The 18,011-nt window shown below is 34.1% G+C and carries 8 protein-coding genes; all 8 read left to right on the top strand.

Annotated features, from left to right (window positions below):
* Nucleotides 1-304 precede the first annotated feature (304 nt).
* Complete coding sequence (locus tag RM529_RS07090; protein WP_311484061.1) at nucleotides 305-1,408, top strand: hypothetical protein; 1,104 nt, start codon at nucleotides 305-307, stop codon at nucleotides 1,406-1,408.
* 112 nt (nucleotides 1,409-1,520) lie between these two features.
* Nucleotides 1,521-2,522 carry a type IV toxin-antitoxin system AbiEi family antitoxin gene (locus RM529_RS07085; RefSeq protein ID WP_311484060.1) on the top strand — a complete coding sequence of 334 codons (1,002 nt, stop codon included), beginning with the start codon at nucleotides 1,521-1,523 and terminating at the stop codon, nucleotides 2,520-2,522.
* A complete protein-coding gene (locus RM529_RS07080) occupies nucleotides 2,503-3,354 on the top strand; it encodes a nucleotidyl transferase AbiEii/AbiGii toxin family protein (RefSeq protein WP_311484059.1) in 852 nt (283 codons plus the stop codon). The genes RM529_RS07085 and RM529_RS07080 overlap by 20 nt, the downstream gene beginning before the upstream one ends.
* A 10-nt stretch (nucleotides 3,355-3,364) precedes the next feature.
* A complete protein-coding gene (gene mads2 / locus RM529_RS07075) occupies nucleotides 3,365-5,383 on the top strand; it encodes a methylation-associated defense system DNA methyltransferase MAD2 (protein ID WP_311484058.1) in 2,019 nt (672 codons plus the stop codon).
* Complete coding sequence (gene mads5 / locus RM529_RS07070; RefSeq protein WP_311484057.1) at nucleotides 5,384-6,790, top strand: methylation-associated defense system restriction endonuclease subunit S MAD5; 1,407 nt, start codon at nucleotides 5,384-5,386, stop codon at nucleotides 6,788-6,790.
* Entirely contained in the window at nucleotides 6,778-11,514 is a 4,737-nt protein-coding gene (mads6, locus tag RM529_RS07065; RefSeq protein WP_311484056.1) for a methylation-associated defense system protein kinase MAD6, read from the top strand. The genes mads5 and mads6 overlap by 13 nt, the downstream gene beginning before the upstream one ends.
* Before the next feature lie 2 nt (nucleotides 11,515-11,516).
* Complete coding sequence (mads7, locus tag RM529_RS07060) at nucleotides 11,517-13,067, top strand: methylation-associated defense system protein MAD7 (protein WP_311484055.1); 1,551 nt, start codon at nucleotides 11,517-11,519, stop codon at nucleotides 13,065-13,067.
* 7 nt (nucleotides 13,068-13,074) lie between these two features.
* Nucleotides 13,075-18,011, top strand: a 4,937-nt coding sequence (gene mads8 / locus RM529_RS07055) for a methylation-associated defense system ATP-binding protein MAD8 (protein ID WP_311484054.1), incomplete at its 3' end; no start/stop codon positions are given.

The following is an 18,011-nucleotide window of genomic DNA, read 5'->3' as shown; positions in this document are numbered from 1 at the left end:
AAGTATCAAGTAGCTAGGTACATTATTTTAAAATTTAGTAATGAAATTTGTGTTAGATTTCCAGTAAATATGCTGGAATGTCCTGAAAACAGGCAAAAATTTACTGGAAATAAACATAAGTAATATGTGCCTTATGCTGTTTTTATAGGCTCCGGCGCAGGTTAGTTCTGATAGATATGGGGTACTGAATACTGATACTTCTATTTCAATTATGATTTCATATTAACCACCAATAAACTGATGGTGATGATATCGAAAAGTTAACTTGCTTCAATATGTGTTGGCATTAGTAAATATCAATATCATGAACACTAAATTTAATAGAGAGGAGTTTTTTAACCTGTGTTGGGAAAAGAGTATTTCATGGTTTTGCAATAACTATATAGTATCGTACCAGGAATTTAAAAATATCTGCACTAAATATCAAATTCCTTTACCTCCCAATGGTTATTGGATGAAGAGAAAATATGGTAAAGAGATAAGCAAAGGGAAATTACCTAAAAGTTTTGAAAGGGGTAAAATTGAACTTTTATTACGGACTGAAAAAAATATGAAGAAATCTAAATCTGTCTCAAAACTTAATTTTATAAATGGAGATCAAATTAATTACGATCTAGAAGTTCCTAAACGATTACCTAAAAATCCGGATCCTATCATTCAGGAAATGTTATCTGCAAATCCTAAGAAACATCCGGTAGAAAACAATATTCGGGATTATACTAAAAGGTATAACTACGGAAGAATTTGGGTAAGCTCTTCCGAAAGACCTTATAAAAGAGCTCTTTGTTTTTTAAACACCTTTATTAAAGTAATGAAAGCAAGGGGGCATTATTTTTTATTCTGTTATGAACGGGCCTACATTGTGATTGAGGGTATAGAGATAGCCATCGGAATGAGAGAAAGATCAAAGAGGGCTTACGAAACTGAGAAGTCACGTTATCGGTCGAGTAAATTGGTTCCTCTTGGGCTTTTAAGTTTAATTACTGGAGAGTATTCTAGAAAAAAAGAGTGGCAGGAGACTCCTACTAAAACGCTGGCTGAGAAGTTACCAATCATCATCAATTATTTAGAGAAACAAGCAGCGAAGGAACGTGAGTGGCAAGTCGAAAATGAAAAGCGATTAAAGAGACAAGCCATCGAAAATAAAAGGCAGGAAGAGCGAGAAAAATTACAAAAGGAAGAAATTGAGAAGCTACGTTTTATTAAACAAAAGTCAGATCTCTGGCATGAAGCTAAGAAACTTCGAACATTTTTGATGGAGTATGAAAAGAAACTTAATCTATCAAATGAAATAAAAGAGCAAATATCCTTTGGTTTTAGGAAAGCAGACTGGTTAGATCCATTAATTCTAGAAGATGATAAGCTTTTTAAAGATTTTGATCCTTACAAACTTTTAAAAAGTCTCTAAACCATTGCTTTTCTCTAAAAATAATCGGATTCAAAACCTGAAAATTTAAAAACGTTCATTATATTTGACTGTTCATTGTCACTGAACACATAAAAATAATGAACATTGAGCTATGTATCGTAACAATGATTTTATTTATGACGCTACTTCAAAGTTAGAACAACTTATAGATATTCCCATTCAGGTAGACAGTAACAGGAAAAATCATGATGCGCTACTAACTATAAAAAATATACAATTTGTAGTAGAAGCAAAAGCAGCTGTTAGGACATCTAACCAAGGTTTTATTTTAACTCAGTTAGAGGAAATAAAAAAGAACAACAATCGGCCTATTATCTTAATAGCTGAGTATATATCTAAAAAAGCCACGCACGAACTTAAAGAGCGTGGCATTAATTATATAGATGTTGGGGGCAATGCATTTATCAAATATAAAGATCTAGCAATATTCGTAGAAGGGCAAAAAAACACAAAAAAGGATAAAACCAATCAATCCCGCGCTTTCCAGGAAACAGGATTGAAAATTATTTTTCATTTATTGAATACTCCAGAACACCTTCAAGATTCCTACAGAAGAATAGCTGAGCAAGCCGAGGTTTCTATTGGTTCAGTAAGTAATGTAATGGCCGAGCTTGAAGAGTTAAATTACCTCTTAAAAACTAAACAAAAAAGGGCAATTAAAAACACGGATGAACTATTAGAACGTTGGGTGGTAGAGTTCAATGCTGTTCTTCGACCCCGTATTCTCAGAAAACGTATGCGTTTTGTAGATCAAGATCAGTCCAAAAATTGGCTTGATATAGATATTAATACTGAAAACGGCGTAATATTATGGGGTGGCGAACCTGGAGGTGCCATTATCACAGAAAATTTAAGGCCTGAAAAATTTACCGTTTTTACTGATTTAGAGCTCTCAGAAGTGGCAAATAAATTAGGCTTAATTCCAAGTGAGAATGGTGAAGTTGAAATTTTACAAAAATTCTGGAAAAACGATGCTAATAATACCCGGGTAGCACCGGCATTGCTAGTATATGCAGATTTAATGAATAGCGGTTTTGGCAGAAATATTGAAACCGCAAAACAAATATTAAAGAATGAGTTACAGCATATCTAGTGAAAAATTTACGCATCCTCTATTGAAACCAATTCTATTAGAGCTTAATGAGTATTTTAAAGAAGCTGGAATTTCTTTTTTTGTGATAGGAGCTACTGCACGTGATATTATTATGGAATTACACGATGCAAAGTCTGGTCGTTTAACTTACGATCTTGATATTGCAATAACGGTGAACCATTGGGAACAATGGTTGAAAGTTGAAGAGGAGATCTTAAAGCTAGAGAACTTCACCAAAGATAAAGATCAAAGACAACGCTTTTTATATAAAGAAAAGTTTCAATTGGATATAGTCCCTTTTGGAGAAATAATGAAAAGTGATCATAAGATATTCTGGCCACCCAATGAAGAATTGGCAATGTCCGTTTTAGGATTTACCGCTGCAAATGAAGCTGCATTGCCGGTTCGTATAGATGATGAAACCGAAATCAAAATTGCGACCCTCAGTGGTATTTTTATATTGAAAATAACTGCGTGGAAAGATCGCCACCAGCGTAATAATAAAGATGCAGATGATATGGGTTTTATTTTAGAAAACTATTTATCCATTCACGAAGAAAGAGCCGCCGCCAAGTATTACGATGAAGTCTATGGCCAGGAACCCTTTAAAGATACCACGGCGGGTGCGGTTCTTTTAGGGAAGGATATTCAGGAGTTATTGGAAAATCACATGGAAACGGTAGAATCCATACTTGAAATTCTAAGGGGTGAATTAGAAAAAGAAGAAGAAAGTAAATTGATCAATCAAATTATAGAAACACATAAATCCCTTTCTTATGAAGAGGTGTTGCAGAGCATTCAAAACATAGTTAATGGATTAAACCAAAAATAATAGCATACCTATGGCTACAGCTATAAAGAATAAAGAAGAAATAGTATTAGAAGATAACGAACTCGTTTGTATCCTTACGGGAGAGGTAAAGAAAATCAAGGCGCAGGAAATTAATTTGCAATCAGTTATTTTAATGCTGAATGAAGAATATGGTTTCGACTTGGATGATATGGAACGTAACTTTACGATTGAATATGACGATCCGGACACTGGAAAGACTAAAAAACAGAAAGTCGATCTGGCAATTTTTGAAAAGGACAAACCCAATGAGCAGGATTTTATTATACGCCTATGCGTTATACAGAGTGATAAAGTAAAACCCAATGATAAAAAGAAAGGTGTTGCAGCGACATTAGAAAACGCCATGGGCGCGGTTGAAAGCTGTGAGTTTGGCCTTTGGGCGAATGGTTCTAGCTATAATTTCCTGCAAAAGGAATTAGATGATATTGGCTACGACTATAATTTCATAGATTTATCAGACTTTCCGGGTGAAGGGGAAACATTAGAAGATCTAGACAGAGCAGATCGTTCACATACGCGTACTCCAGCAAACGATTCATTGATCAAAGTTTTTAAACGTTCTCACGATTATATTTATGCGAATGAAGGTCGAAAGAAAGATGCTTTTTGGCAGTTACTCAACTTGATCTTCTGCAAGCTCTACGATGAAAAACGACGGTTTATGGATTTACCAAATGGTGAAAGCTACCGAAGAAAATTTTGGGTTGGAGTAAAGGAACAGAATACCGAAGAAGGTAGGGAAGCTGTTGCAAAGAGAATTAAAAGTCTTTTTACCGAACTTAAAGAAGATAACATATTCTCTGAAGTATTTCAAGGAAATGAAAGCATTGATCTTACCGATAAAGGTCTTGCGTTTATTGCAGGAGAATTAGCTAAATATTCATTTTTAGACGCTTCTGTTGACGTAAAAGGACTGGCTTACGAAACCATTGTGAGTAATACCTTGAAACAGGAAGCGGGCCAATTTTTCACACCTCGAAATATCATAAAATGCATGGTAGATATACTCGATCCCAAAGAGCATCATCGGGTGCTGGATCCAGCCTGTGGAAGCGGCGGATTTTTGGTAATGGTGCTTGATCATGTGCGTCAACAGATTACAAAGGAACTCTATCCAGACCTAGAAGGTCCTTACTTAGAAGAGAAGTACAATTCTGCCGAAGTAAATGAACGGGTACGTATTTATGCCGAACGAAGTATTTTCGGGTTTGACTTTGATCCAGACCTTAAAAAGGCCGCCAGGATGAATATGGTAATGGGTGGCGATGGTCACGCCAACATTTTTCACGTTAATTCTTTAGCTTACCCTAATTGGGAACATCCTAAAGAGGTGGATAAAATAAATGATGCTGTTGATAAAAGCTTACGCGAAATGAAAGATATAGACAATGCATACGGTACCGATGCCCGTGACAAGTTTGATATGATCTTTACGAACCCACCGTTTGGCGCCAAGGTAAAGGTAGAGACTGAAATTGCTTCTCGATATGATTTGAGCAAATACAGTACCGCACCCGAAGTATTATTTATAGAAGCCTGCTATGATTATTTAAAAGAAGGCGGTAAAATGGCGATTGTATTGCCCGATGGTATTTTAGGCAACCCCAATATGCTCTCCGTGAGAGAATGGATTCTAGATCGTTTTAAAATATTAGCTTCTATAGACCTGGCAGTAGAAGCCTTTTTACCGCAGGTAGGTGTACAAGCCTCCTTATTATTTTTACAAAAGAAAACTGAACAAGAGCGCCAATTGGCTCAGGAAAAAGATGACGATTATGAAGTGTTTATGGCTATAGCCGAAAAATTAGGCAAAGATAGACGTGGCAATCCTATCCATTTAAGGGATGACGATGGCGCTGAAATTCTTTTTAATGTTGAAACAAAATATTTAACTAAGAAACGAAATGGCGATAAAGAATTAAAGGCAAGATGGGAAAAATTAAAACAATTGGATGATGATCTACCCAAAATAACTGCTGCTTACAATGAATTCCTAAACCAGTCGTAAATGATAACCCTAAAAGTAAAACATAATTGGCTAAAAGAATCTGGACAACGTTTAGACGCATCTTATTATTTGAGTGATGGACCATTAACCAATATAAAATTAGAAAAATCTCCTTATCCTTTAACTAGCTTATCAAAAGAAACTATAGAGATATTCAAAGGAAATATATTCAAACGTGTTTATGTACATAATCCGGATACTGGATATCCTTTTATGACAGCTTCAGATATGATGAAATCTGACTTAAATAGCGGGAAATTCGTATCAAAAAAATATACTGATATCGCAAATCTAATGGTCGATGAAAATTGGATTTTGACATCTCGGTCAGGAACTTTGGGAAATACTGTATATACAAATAAGGGATTCAAGAATTTCTTGGTTACAGATGACCTAATCAGAATAATTCCAAACAATAATAAGGTTAATGGTGGTTTTTTATACGCATATTTAACTTCAAAATATGGAAATGGTTTGCTTACGCAATCGAGCTATGGCGGAGTGGTTAAACACATTGAGCCACATCATATTAAAAATTTACCGATTCCGGTTTTTCCTATTAAAGAACAATTAGCCATAGACAATCTTATTAAGCAAGCTTCAAGACTGAGAGAAGAAGCAAATGGCCTAATACAGAAATCCAATGAATTATTCAATTCCGAGAATAATTTAAATTATGATAATGATCTATTAGATATAAGTGAAAACACTATTCAACTTGGATATAAAATAAAATCATCGAATCTTTCTGCAATTTCTTTAAAAGCTCGTAACTATTCGTTTCGAGCCAATAAAATAATTGAATATTGGGCTACTAAAAAAGGTGTTGTCTTAAATAATTTTCTAAAAGAGCCTTTCACTATGGGAGCAAGAGCCTCATTCAAACGCATAACTTCGTTAAATTTTAAAGGTAAAGACCTGATTTCACAAGGTGATATTCATAAACAAAATCCTAAAAAATTTAAACAAGTTCGAGCTAAAAGAGAAATCACAATAAATGATACGGCTCAAAGAGGGAGCTTAATAATGCCTTCTGCTGGAACACTTGGAGAAAATGAAATTTTTACAAGACCTCTTCTTGTTAGAAATAATTTTGAAGATAAATTGCTTTCAGAAGTGATTGGAAAATTTCAATGTAAATCAGAGATCGATGCAGCATACTTATTTACTGCCTTATCCAGTACAGCGGGTTTTAGAATATTAAGAGCAAAGGTTTACGGTACAAACTTAATGTATCCTAATTGGGAGTTTATAAAGAATTTAAGTGTCCCGATAGCTAGTTCTGAGATAAAAAGTAAAATAGGACAGATGGTTTTAGATGCATTTGATAAGCGTGGATTAGCTGACAAAAAAGAAAACGAAGCTATAGACCTAGTAGAAAAAGAAATAGAACAATGGCAAAAATAATTAAACCTCCCTATTTTGAATCGGTTGTAAATGCTGGAGAGAAACGATTGTTAGATTTTCTTGAAGTCAAGCTTCCTGATACTTATTTTTTGATTCCTAATGTGGAGATTGCTTCTACCAATCCACGTAATAATCGTACTCAATTTTGGGAATATGATCTTATTGTAGTAGCACCACACGCCATTTATAATATTGAGAACAAAGACTGGAAAGGGCGCATTGAAGGTGCAGATGACTATTGGTATATTAACGATCGGCAAAATCCAAATCCGCTAAAAACTGGGCGTCAAAAAACAGCTATTTTGGCTTCAAAGCTAAAAAGCGCTAATAGAGATTGGGGAAAGGCTTGGATACAAAACATGCTTACCCTTTCCTACCCTAATTCCTTTGAACCTATCTTATGGCAAGAGGCAGCAAAATTATCTTTTACACTTTCCAGTAAACTTATAAACTATATTCAGGATCCAGAACAAATAGGTAAATGGGAAGCTGCGATTAGTGATGTTCAAAATGATATCGTCCAGTTTTTAATTGGCGAACAAAACAGGAAATCACCTACCGAAAAAAAGGAAATTCAAGGTTATGAGATTATTGAGGTCTTAAAACAGGAATCAGATAATTATGTAGAGTACCTGGTAAAGCCTAAAAATGTTACTTCAAATATACGCAAACGTGTGAAGGAATATGCCCTGCAGGTAGTAGGCTTATCTCCAGATGAATTACGGGAACGCGAAGAAAATATAAAAAATCAATTTAATGCACTTCAAAAAATACGTTCCAACCCGTTTATTCTTCCTGTAGAATTTAAAGTAGATGAAGAGAACCATCTCTTTTATGAGATTACAGATTTAATGGAGGATGATTCCTTGCGTAGTGCCGTGAGAAACAAAACCTTCACCTTTGATGAACGCGTAAATATTGTGAAGAACGTAATGAGTGCTTTACAATCTGCCCACAAAGAAAATATTTTTCATAGGGACATTAATCCCGAAAATATCTTTTTAAGCAACGGCTATGCTTATTTAGGGAACTTTGGTAAATCCTATTTTACAGATCATAATGAGAATGGTTATACGGTAATGCCCACTATTAATGAGTCTAGCGCAACACCTTACCATCCCTTAGAATTAATAGCCAAAGATGCTTCCAGAGCTTCAGACATTTACTCCTTAGGAGTTTTAATCGCCTGGCTTTTTTCAGGAAAAGAACCAATTAAAGGACCTTTTGAACTCGATAAATTAGGCGGAGAATTACCGAAAGAACGTTTGCCTTCTGCTGAAAATAGCGCATTACCCAAGTGGGTTGATGATGTATGTTCAAAAACTATTCTTACTAATAGCGACAAGCGTATTGACAGTATTGAAGAGCTTGAAAAAATGATCGATGATGCTATAAAGGTTGAAAACTCTAATAAAGAAGATACTAAGACAAAAAACGCATCATCAACAACCACCCAACAGGACACTTATGATTTAAATGAGGGCGATCGCGTGGATGATTACATTATTATTAAAAAGCTTGGTCATGGTGGGTATTCGCGGGTGTTTAAAGCTAAACACGATTTACAGGGAAGGGATTTTGCGCTTAAGCTTTTTCATGAAAGTGTTAGTATTGCTTCTGTTATAGATGAGTACAATGCATTGAATGAGCTAAATCACCCTAATATCGTTAAGTTTATTTGGAATGGACAAACCCGTTATGGGCAGTTCTATACCACTACTGAATTTTTGGACGGTGGTAATTTAAGTACTTATACCAGGACAGATGCTAATTTACCGATAAATACAATTTATCAACTTGCTGAAGATATGCTTTCTGCTTTAAGTTATCTTCAAGACCGAGCAAAGCCAATCCTACACCGTGATATTAAACCCCAGAACATTATATGGGATAAGAATGGGCGTTTTGTTTTAATCGATTTTAATGTAGCGTCCCTTACACAGGATAATAAGGATTATGTTGGCACAAACCCTTATTTAGCTCCAGATTTAATCGATGGACAAAGAGTGAATTGGGATCTTTCTGCAGACACCTTTGCTTTAGGAATCACACTTTATGAATTGGTAACAAAAAGATATCCATGGCCACAGGGGCGAATTCCTAAAATGAGTATTGCTCCAGAAGATCCAAAGCTGGGAAATCCACGAATTTCAGAAGAATTTGCTGACTTCTTATTAAAAGCAATAGGAACAAAGCCTGAAACCCGGTTTTCTTCCGCAAAGAAAATGTTGGATCGCTTAAGAGAAATTGGAAGCGATAATTTATTGGCCGAAAATAAAGAAGATACTGGAGGCATCGTAGTAGATCAAAAGGAATATCGCACGGAGGTATATATTATCCAGGGCAGTACTAGAATACGTTTACTAAATGAGATGGCTAAGTATGGCGAATTACGAAAAACCATCCATTCTTCCCTGAATAAATTTAAAGAAAAGATTGAAGGTTATAAATCTTCCATATCTCTTCAGGACAAATTAAAGGTTTTGATTAAAACTGATAATGAGGTTTTGATTAATGAAACATTTTGGGAAGGTGGTGCTAGAAATTTCAATGAAGGAAATATTACAAAGGTGTATAACGCCTTAAGAGAATCATTTGAAGATAACACCAATAAATTAAAGGCACATAAAATCGATGTGGAAGGCATTGATATTGTAGATTATATAAATTCCCTTTACAGCCAATCCAAATCTGGAAATTGGGGAACCCGTGTGAATGATCGCGGTTCGCTATATGACGAAGCTACTTATTCTCCCTCTAAATTGGACAGAAGACTAATTCCGGATATTCTGGATGGCCGTTTTAAGCTCATTATAATTACAGGAAATGCAGGTGATGGTAAAACAGCATTTATAAGGAAAATAGAAAATGCGAAAAGCGTCAAAAACCTGAAACGCTTTAATCATAAGAACGGTGCAGAATTTGAAATAAACAACATTTCATTTGAAAGTAACTATGACGGTTCGCAGGATGAGGATGATAAAATAAACAATCAAGTACTTGAAAACTTTTTTGAACCTTTTGAAGGGGTGAAAAATTTTAATAATGTAAACGAGGGCAGGATTATCGCCATAAACGAAGGACGATTGGTTGAGTTTTTAAAAACCTCAGAAAAATATCAGTCACTTCATGATATAATTGATCAGTATTTTTATAAAGAGGGGCATTTTATTTTACCACAAGGTTTGATGATCATCAATCTTAATTTGCGGTCTGTAACTGCCAGCGATGATAAAGAATCTAGCCTTTTTAGACAACAAGTAAAGGCACTTACTAAAAAAAGTCTATGGAACAAATGTGAAGGTTGTTCTTTGGCAAATAAGTGTTTTATTAAGTATAATGTAGATTCTCTAAATGACCCAGCTTCGGGCAATGAAGTGATTACTCGTATGGAATGGTTGCTTCGTACTGTAGGTCTCAAAAGGGAATTACACATTACCATGCGTGATCTTAGATCTTTGATTGCATTTATAATTTCCCGTGATCATAGTTGTGAAGAAGTTGATGATGTCTACACAAAATTACAGAGCACACCTGAAAAATATTGGCAATTGTATTATTTCAATATTACAAATCCAGATCAAAATGATTCTGGTGACAATGATCGTTTGGTGAAATTGTTAAGAGAAACCGACATAGGAAATGTTTCCATACCTAATTTGGACCGCGATTTGTTTTTTGGTCAGCATGTTAAAAGAAACTATTTGGACTTTTCTGATCGGGAATTTAATTTACTAGAAACCTTTAACAAGAATAAAATATGGGTCCCTGCTCACGAGCAAACGGATGAAGTATTAAAAAGAATTAAAAGCATTCAGAAAACTTTTATTAGACATCAATTTTATGAAGGTCTTGTTAGAGATTATAAAGACCGTCTCCCATATCAATCATTACAGAGCTTCCACGAGGCTCTGAGCGTTAATAATGAGAATAGTATTTCAGATGTTGAACTTGAATATGAAACTAATGATGATATAGTGCATGAGACACATTTTAAATTTGATGAAAGTGATCTCTTATTAGAATCCATTTTTGAGAAAACTTTCTTTTCCCAATTAAAAGAACTGATTCAGAAAGAAGGCAAAGGTATTAATAATTTACGGCTTAAATTAGAAGGTATAGAGTATTTAGGAAATATAAAATTTAATAAATATAAGGGATGTAGCTGGACAGACTTTAAAAGACATCAAAACACAGCCGTATTAAAACCTTTTCTTCATACCCTCTTCAAGAATATAACTAAAAACTCATTGATTGATTTAAAGATATCCTTATCCAGAGCAATCTCGATGAATGAAGGATGTGATAATGAAGCTATCTGGCAAAAGTATTTAGTACTTAGCTCATCTGAAATAAATGATCCATTCAGTGATTCTTTTAGACTTTTTGATCTTAATGATTTTGAACTCTTTGTTAATCGCACAGATCATTTAGTAAAGTATCTAGAATACGAACCAGATAGTTTGGTTTTTAGACACAAGCGTGAAACACATATAGAATTGGTTATTTCCTTGGATTTATTTGAAATGCTTTATTTCATACAACAGGGATATAGTCCTTCACTCAATGATTTACGAGGAAAGTTTGTGGAACTAACCATATTCAAGAACCTCCTTGAAAACTTAACCTATAATAAGGTAGTGGTAACAAGAGATAATATGGAATTCTACGAAATAAGCAAGAATGCGAACAACCATCTTAATATAGCGGCAATGCAATTATAATTATGGCCATAAAATTAAATAAGGAAGAAAGTGTTTTAAGAAACGAATTGATCTATGCAGGTGATGCAAAAGCTGTTAATATTGATAATGTCTTAGTAAATCTTTTTATGTTACTAAAACATAATGGAATGAGACCAAGACAACGAAGCAGAGTTAAAAATATAGATCTGGACACATTTCAAAGAGTTTTTGAAAAGCTTGAAAAGGAAGGATTGGTAAGTGGCTTTTCCGAAAATAAAGAAGCTACGGAATTATGGTTGAGAAGCAACCTGGCTAATATGGTTTATAGGGGTAATCTGGACAAAGAAAAAATATCGTCTCTCAGACCAATTCATCTAGAAAGTTATCGTGTTAGAAATGGCCCGCAAACCAGAGACTATAACACGGCAGATCAAGTATATTTAATGCTTGGCGCGAATCCCACTGTAAAGGAAGATCTTAAAAACTTCCTTATGGAAGGATGGGATGACGTAACGAGCAATATCAATATTTCTGATGGTTTGGATGTTGACAGTCTTGGACTTTTACATATCATAAAAAATTTTAATCCTGGTTTTTTGGATACCAACAGTTCACTTAATCAGATTAAACCATTATTAGATACTCAAGCAAAATTGTATTGTGATGATGTAAGAAGATTATTGGTTTATAAGCGTAAAATCCCACGAAATGTAATTGTTGATTACCTAAAAACGATTACCTCATTTCATTTATCCGTTTACGTTCAAAAGCTTGTATATCTATTGCCTCAGATGATTGAAAAAGGAACAATATATTGTCCTGATCATTGGAATATAGTTATTGATGCAACAGACAATTATGAAGGTAAAATGGCAAAAATTGCCAGTGATGATGCAGCAAATTTGACTAATAGTGTTTATGATTATGTCAAAGCTACTTTTCAAATAAATGCAGCTCTAAGAAGACTTAAATTAGAAAAGAATGATTCTGCCAACCTTGATAAGGCTCTAAAAGTTCTGTCAGAAAAACCGGAGGGTTTTGAAATTTATTTTGAAACTCAATGGGATAATCTTTACAATTCTCTTGAAGAAGATGACCGAGAGCTCATCAAAGATATGGTCAAATATGAAGATACTTACTTTGACAAGTATATTCAATTAATACTTAAAGCTCGTGGTGCTTATCAATATAAATATCATGTTCAGCTTATAGATAATCTTGCTCAAAAGAATACTGAACGGGGTTTTATGTCCCAGGGACGGAGTAAAAAACATCCTAGGCGATTTGTTTTGGGAACCAGGTTATTAGAAACTATTGTTCAAATTCTCGTACTAGAAGCAGAAGACGATCAGTTTAAGACAAAGACCCTTTCTATTGAAGAGTTGATTGAAAATATAAGAAATCGATATGGGCTTATTATTAATGGGCTCCCAGAAGAACGATTTAAAGATGCTGATCTCAATACCCACTTGGCCTTTAAAGAAAATGTAGAATCTTTTAAAATGAAATTACGTCAAATTGGCTTCTACAACGATTTGAGTGATGCCTATATTTTACAAAGAATACGTCCTCGTTACGAATTAAAAGACTAAAGAAAGAATGCAATCAACTGCAATAAATACATATTACAAAAAAATTACGTGCCTTATTACCGAACTTCACCAGCAAGACTTTCAAAATGCATCTGCAGGTCACTGTATGAAAATCACTGGATTGGGTATTAATGAATTGGAATTTTTGTATGATCTTTTAAAAGATGCCTATACTCATTTAGACATTTACATAATATCTGAAGGTAAAACTGGAGATAGGTATATATCGGCGACTAAGCTTATCGAATTACGTAATAAGCAAAATAAACCACTACTTATTCTCATACCGTCTAGTAGCAGAACTGCTGCAGAGGACTCTTATGGAAATGCCACTTTTAAAGAAATTTCTTTGAACGGAATTGAACAGAAATTGGTTCAATCCTTAATTGATGAAATTCCAGATAAAATTGCAGATAATATAATTAATGACGTAATAAATTATCTGAATCCTTCTAACAAAGAAATTATCGATTATTTAATTGCTTTGGAGGAATTGCGCTACGAGGAAAAAGAGGTTGGAAACCAACTTCATCATCTATCCCTAATTCCAGATGAAATCCTTATGGATAAAAAGGAAAAAATAAGATCTCGGCTTAATTTTAATCGTGAAAATGTAGAATTAATTTCTGCTTTTAATAAACCTCTATACGATCGCATATCAGATTTAAATTTAGAAAATGATTCGGTTCAAAAGGATATTGTAGACTTTTTGAAAAATGAAAAAAATGTTAAGAGTTCTATTGAGATCTGTCAATCAATTCATCAGCAATATAAACATCTAAATTTTAAGAATTGGCCTATTCCAGATTTAGACTTCTCTCATATTAAACTCGTGTTAGATGAGATTAAATCAAGCGACCTAAAAGTAGAAGATGGCACAAATGTTCTTTATGCAGAGCAACAGAAGGTTGCTAAGTTAAGAGTGCGTTTTCACACATATCCCAAACCGAAAGATATAAAGGACCTTAAATCTTTCAGGATTATCTTAATGGCGGTTGATGGTAGTAGTGGTGAGGAAATTACTGTTCTTAGAAAAATAAAGAATTCAATTTCCAATAGACCCTATCGTGATGCGACTCTTGAACTCAATCCTAATATCATTGAAGAAGGATCTTATTTTATTAAAGTTTTGGCTGAGGACGAGCACGGAAATATGCTGAATGCAAATGATGAATTTAAGGATAATAAGATTCAAAAAGCTTGGGAGATTAAAAAAGGAGAAAATGAGGAAGTAAAAAAGAGCTCATTCCCATACAAACTTACTTGTGACTCGGAAGATTTTGATTACATAATCGAAGAAGCGATTGAACGTGATGAAGATCAAAGAAAAGACAAGTTGAATAATGTTTTACAGGCTTATTTTAAATATAGAATAAGTGGTTTAAAAAATGATGAAGATTTTGATATACCCGAGCCTTCTGAATCATCCAATGTCTGGATCAACGATGGTAAAGAAAAACATTCTTCTACGTTTCACATCAACTACTCCGATAAGCATAACTACCAGGTAAATGTTTCAACTAAATTACGGCAGATAGAAAACATTTTTCTTACAAATGCTGATAGAATAGGTTATGTGCGATCAACATTAAAAGGGAATAAACTGGCCATCGGTTTTGAAAATCTTGAATTTGTAGAAAGCCCGTTAGGCGAAATAGTTCCTAAATCCCTCTTAAAGAAACGCAAGGAAGTTTTTGAATCTATTCTCAATTCAAATGAAAATGGGAACGGGATATTTGAAACTGCGGATATTTTCAATTTAAAAGATCAAATAAAAGAATACATAGATTCTTATACAAAATGGACAACTAAATTAAAAAAACAACTTGCAAACAATAACATAAAACTGGAAGAACAAACCAAGCTTAAAGAATTTTTGGTGGAACTACAGATGATAGATGTAGCTCGCGTAAAGAGCAAACTTCCTGATGGTAATAAAATCGAAGCACTTATTGTTTCACCTTTACATCCGTTGAGACTAGCTTGGACTTTACAACTGCTTGAGGTTTTTGCAGATTGGGAAAGAAAAACCAAGGAATTTTCTGGGCATAAGGAATCTTGGTCTGAGCAATTAGAGGATCTTTTTATTGGACAGCTATCTCCAGAAAATAATCAGCAGGTACTTTTGGACTCTAACACGTTAAAGCCTTTCAATTATAACGGAGAATTATCTTTTGGCTGGGGTCTATATCTAAGCACAGTATCTAAAGAGCCAAAAAATGGAATGACTTCTATATCGCGGCAGTTGCAGCATTATTTAAGGCTATTATTCAATATAACTAAAGATAATTATGTAGAAACGGATTTAAGCCTGAAATTAGTTATTCGTCACATAAAGAATTATTTAGCTCAACATCCTTACATAGATAAACTAGTTATCAACCTTTTCAACGCAGGCGATGCAGATGTATTTTCAAATGCATTTGTAGAATTAGAGAAAGAAAAGAATTTTGAAAATATCAATTATGAAGTCCGCATCTTTAAAGGTGATGATAAAATTATCGAACACGGTGAGTCTTTGAAGGCATTAATTAACCCAGAATCAAATATAACTCCAGAAGCCGAGGCCTTTTCTCAACCTTCCCGAAATCGGTTGTTTCCTAAACTTCGTTTCTCAATTAATAATATCAGCGATTTTTTAAAAAAACCTTCAAGCTTTACATCTCATTTAAGTTTTTTAGTAAGCCCCTTTCCTATTACAACAGAATTAATTAAGCCTAATGAAGATGATCGTAATTTTTACTTAAATGGCCTGTTAGCAGATTCCACGATTATAGTAAGTGAAAATGGTTCTCAAATTAAATGGAATAGCTTTATTAGCGGTAATAAACTACCAATTCAATATGACAAAACAGGTGTAAATGGTATCAAGCTTTTTGATAATATCCAAAGCTTTATTAGTGGTGCATTAGTTTCAAAATATACCGAATCTGTTCCTTCCACTCAACTACGCTTGAATGATAAAGACAAGGTATTGTTAACACATTTACATGATTTTTCTGATTGGGTAGTTACATTTGACAAAAATCTCGGACCTCAAATATTTGATCAACCTTCAAAAGATGGTAAAATTCCTTTCCTGTTAGATTATGTGCCGGGGGAAGAAACCCTGGGAATATCATCCTATTTAACCACTCGCCCTACTTCGGAAATATTAGGACTATTGGGACCTCATTTTGAGGAATTTAATTTAGATATCCATAATCAGGAGGATGAACAAAAAATCAAAATTCTATTAGAAGATTTGAGAGCTGTAAGTAGTTCTTTAGTACTTCAATTAAATTCAACAAAAAACAAAGCTTTTGAAGTAATCGGGTCGGCCTTTACCAAACGTGTTTTAGAGAAGAAGGAGATGTTAGAGGAAGCATTTTTAATTCCAATAGACCTACACCAGAATTTATTTGAAAACCTCCCCTCGGGTAGCAGGTCCAGAGCTGATAACCTCTTAGTGTCTATGAACCCATCGAAAAAAGAAATATTAATTTCTGTAATCGAAATCAAATGCAGAAAAGCGTTGGGAGAAACTGAAAAAGATGCCCTACGATTAAAAATGCTTGATCAAATTGAAAATACAATTGAAGCTCTTAGAACTCATTTTGACCCAGAATATAACAATTCTTTTGATCGTCTAGATAGGGAAATCAAAAATAAAGAATTGAAATCCTTATTATCTTTCTACTTAGAAAGAGCCAACAGATATAATTATCTATCTAATAAAGCATACAATCAGTATCTGGAGTTTATGCAAAACCTAGATTCTGGGTTCACACTTCGGTTTAAACGTCTCGGGTTAATATTTGATTTTGCCGCTAATGATCGGCATAAAAAAGTTGTACTTGACCACGACTCTGTATTTTTTACTTTTGGTGGTAAATTAATTGATGATATTTTAGATCCAGACTCTGATCTTAACACTAAAAGACTAGAAGAAGGAGATTTAGATAAGGACCTTCATGAAGCTTTTGGGAATAAAAATGAACTCCAACCCTTTATTCAAAAGTTTAAATCTAAAATGGAGCCTAGCTTTGAGGATGTTTCTGAAGTAGAAAAGGAGAATAATGTTGAAGCCCAAAAAGACGCTAATAAAACTGAATATAAAATTAACTCTTACCCTCCACACGAGGAAGAATTGAATAGAGCTGCTGAGGAAGAAAGAGAATCTGGCAAGATTGATATATCTGATAATGCTGAAAAATCAAAAGACTCCAATGAAAAAATAGAACATATTACTCCCGATTATGATATACTTATTGGCAAAACCTCTGAAAGTTCTCAATTCGGAATATTAGGTGAAAGTATCGTTCAAAAGAAAATAGCAGTTGATTTAAGTGAGACAAATACTATAAGTTTATTTGGAGTACAGGGCGGGGGAAAAAGTTATACAATTGGAACTATATCTGAAATGGTTTTGAAACAGTTTAATAAGATTAATCAGCTTCCTTCACCACTTGCTGGTGTAATATTTCACTATAGCGAAAGTATGGACTATGAACCGGAATTTACTTCGATGATTTATGATAATGATCAAGAAAGGGAACTGGAAAAACTGAAAGAGAAATATGGCGCAGAACCTAATTCAATAGACGACGTAATTATTCTAACACCAAAGGACAAGGTTGATGAAAGGCAGTTAGAATATCCATCTATAGAAGTGAAACCAATAGCTTTTAATTCTAAAGAGCTAAATGTTCAAGATTGGATGTTTATTCTTGGAGCTCTGGGAAATGATTCTACATATATTCGGCAATTAAAGGCCATTATGAAAGAGCATAGATCAAATATTACGATTGAAGGTCTTGCCCAAAGCGTGGAAGAATCGGAGCTTCTCAGTAACTCTCAAAAAGCCCTAGCAAGACAAAAGTTAAGTTTTGCAAGAGAATACATCGATGACAACTTTATGATGAGGGATGTACTCAAACCAGGTCGTCTTATAATTGTCGATCT

This window comes from Autumnicola edwardsiae (assembly GCF_031846505.1).
Classification (GTDB): domain Bacteria; phylum Bacteroidota; class Bacteroidia; order Flavobacteriales; family Flavobacteriaceae; genus Autumnicola; species Autumnicola edwardsiae.
Note: the sequence above shows the minus strand (reverse complement) of the source record. Positions and strands in the feature narration are given on the sequence as shown.

What these genes read in the sequence shown, in the direction of transcription:
- mads5 (WP_311484057.1), top strand. Translation starts at nt 5,384, where the DNA reads ATGATAACCCTAAAAGTAAAACATAATTGGCTAAAAGAATCTGGACAA.
- mads2 (WP_311484058.1), top strand. Translation starts at nt 3,365, where the DNA reads ATGGCTACAGCTATAAAGAATAAAGAAGAAATAGTATTAGAAGATAAC.
- RM529_RS07090 (WP_311484061.1), top strand. Translation starts at nt 305, where the DNA reads ATGAACACTAAATTTAATAGAGAGGAGTTTTTTAACCTGTGTTGGGAA.
- mads7 (WP_311484055.1), top strand. Translation starts at nt 11,517, where the DNA reads ATGGCCATAAAATTAAATAAGGAAGAAAGTGTTTTAAGAAACGAATTG.
- RM529_RS07080 (WP_311484059.1), top strand. Translation starts at nt 2,503, where the DNA reads ATGAGTTACAGCATATCTAGTGAAAAATTTACGCATCCTCTATTGAAA.
- mads6 (WP_311484056.1), top strand. Translation starts at nt 6,778, where the DNA reads ATGGCAAAAATAATTAAACCTCCCTATTTTGAATCGGTTGTAAATGCT.
- RM529_RS07085 (WP_311484060.1), top strand. Translation starts at nt 1,521, where the DNA reads ATGTATCGTAACAATGATTTTATTTATGACGCTACTTCAAAGTTAGAA.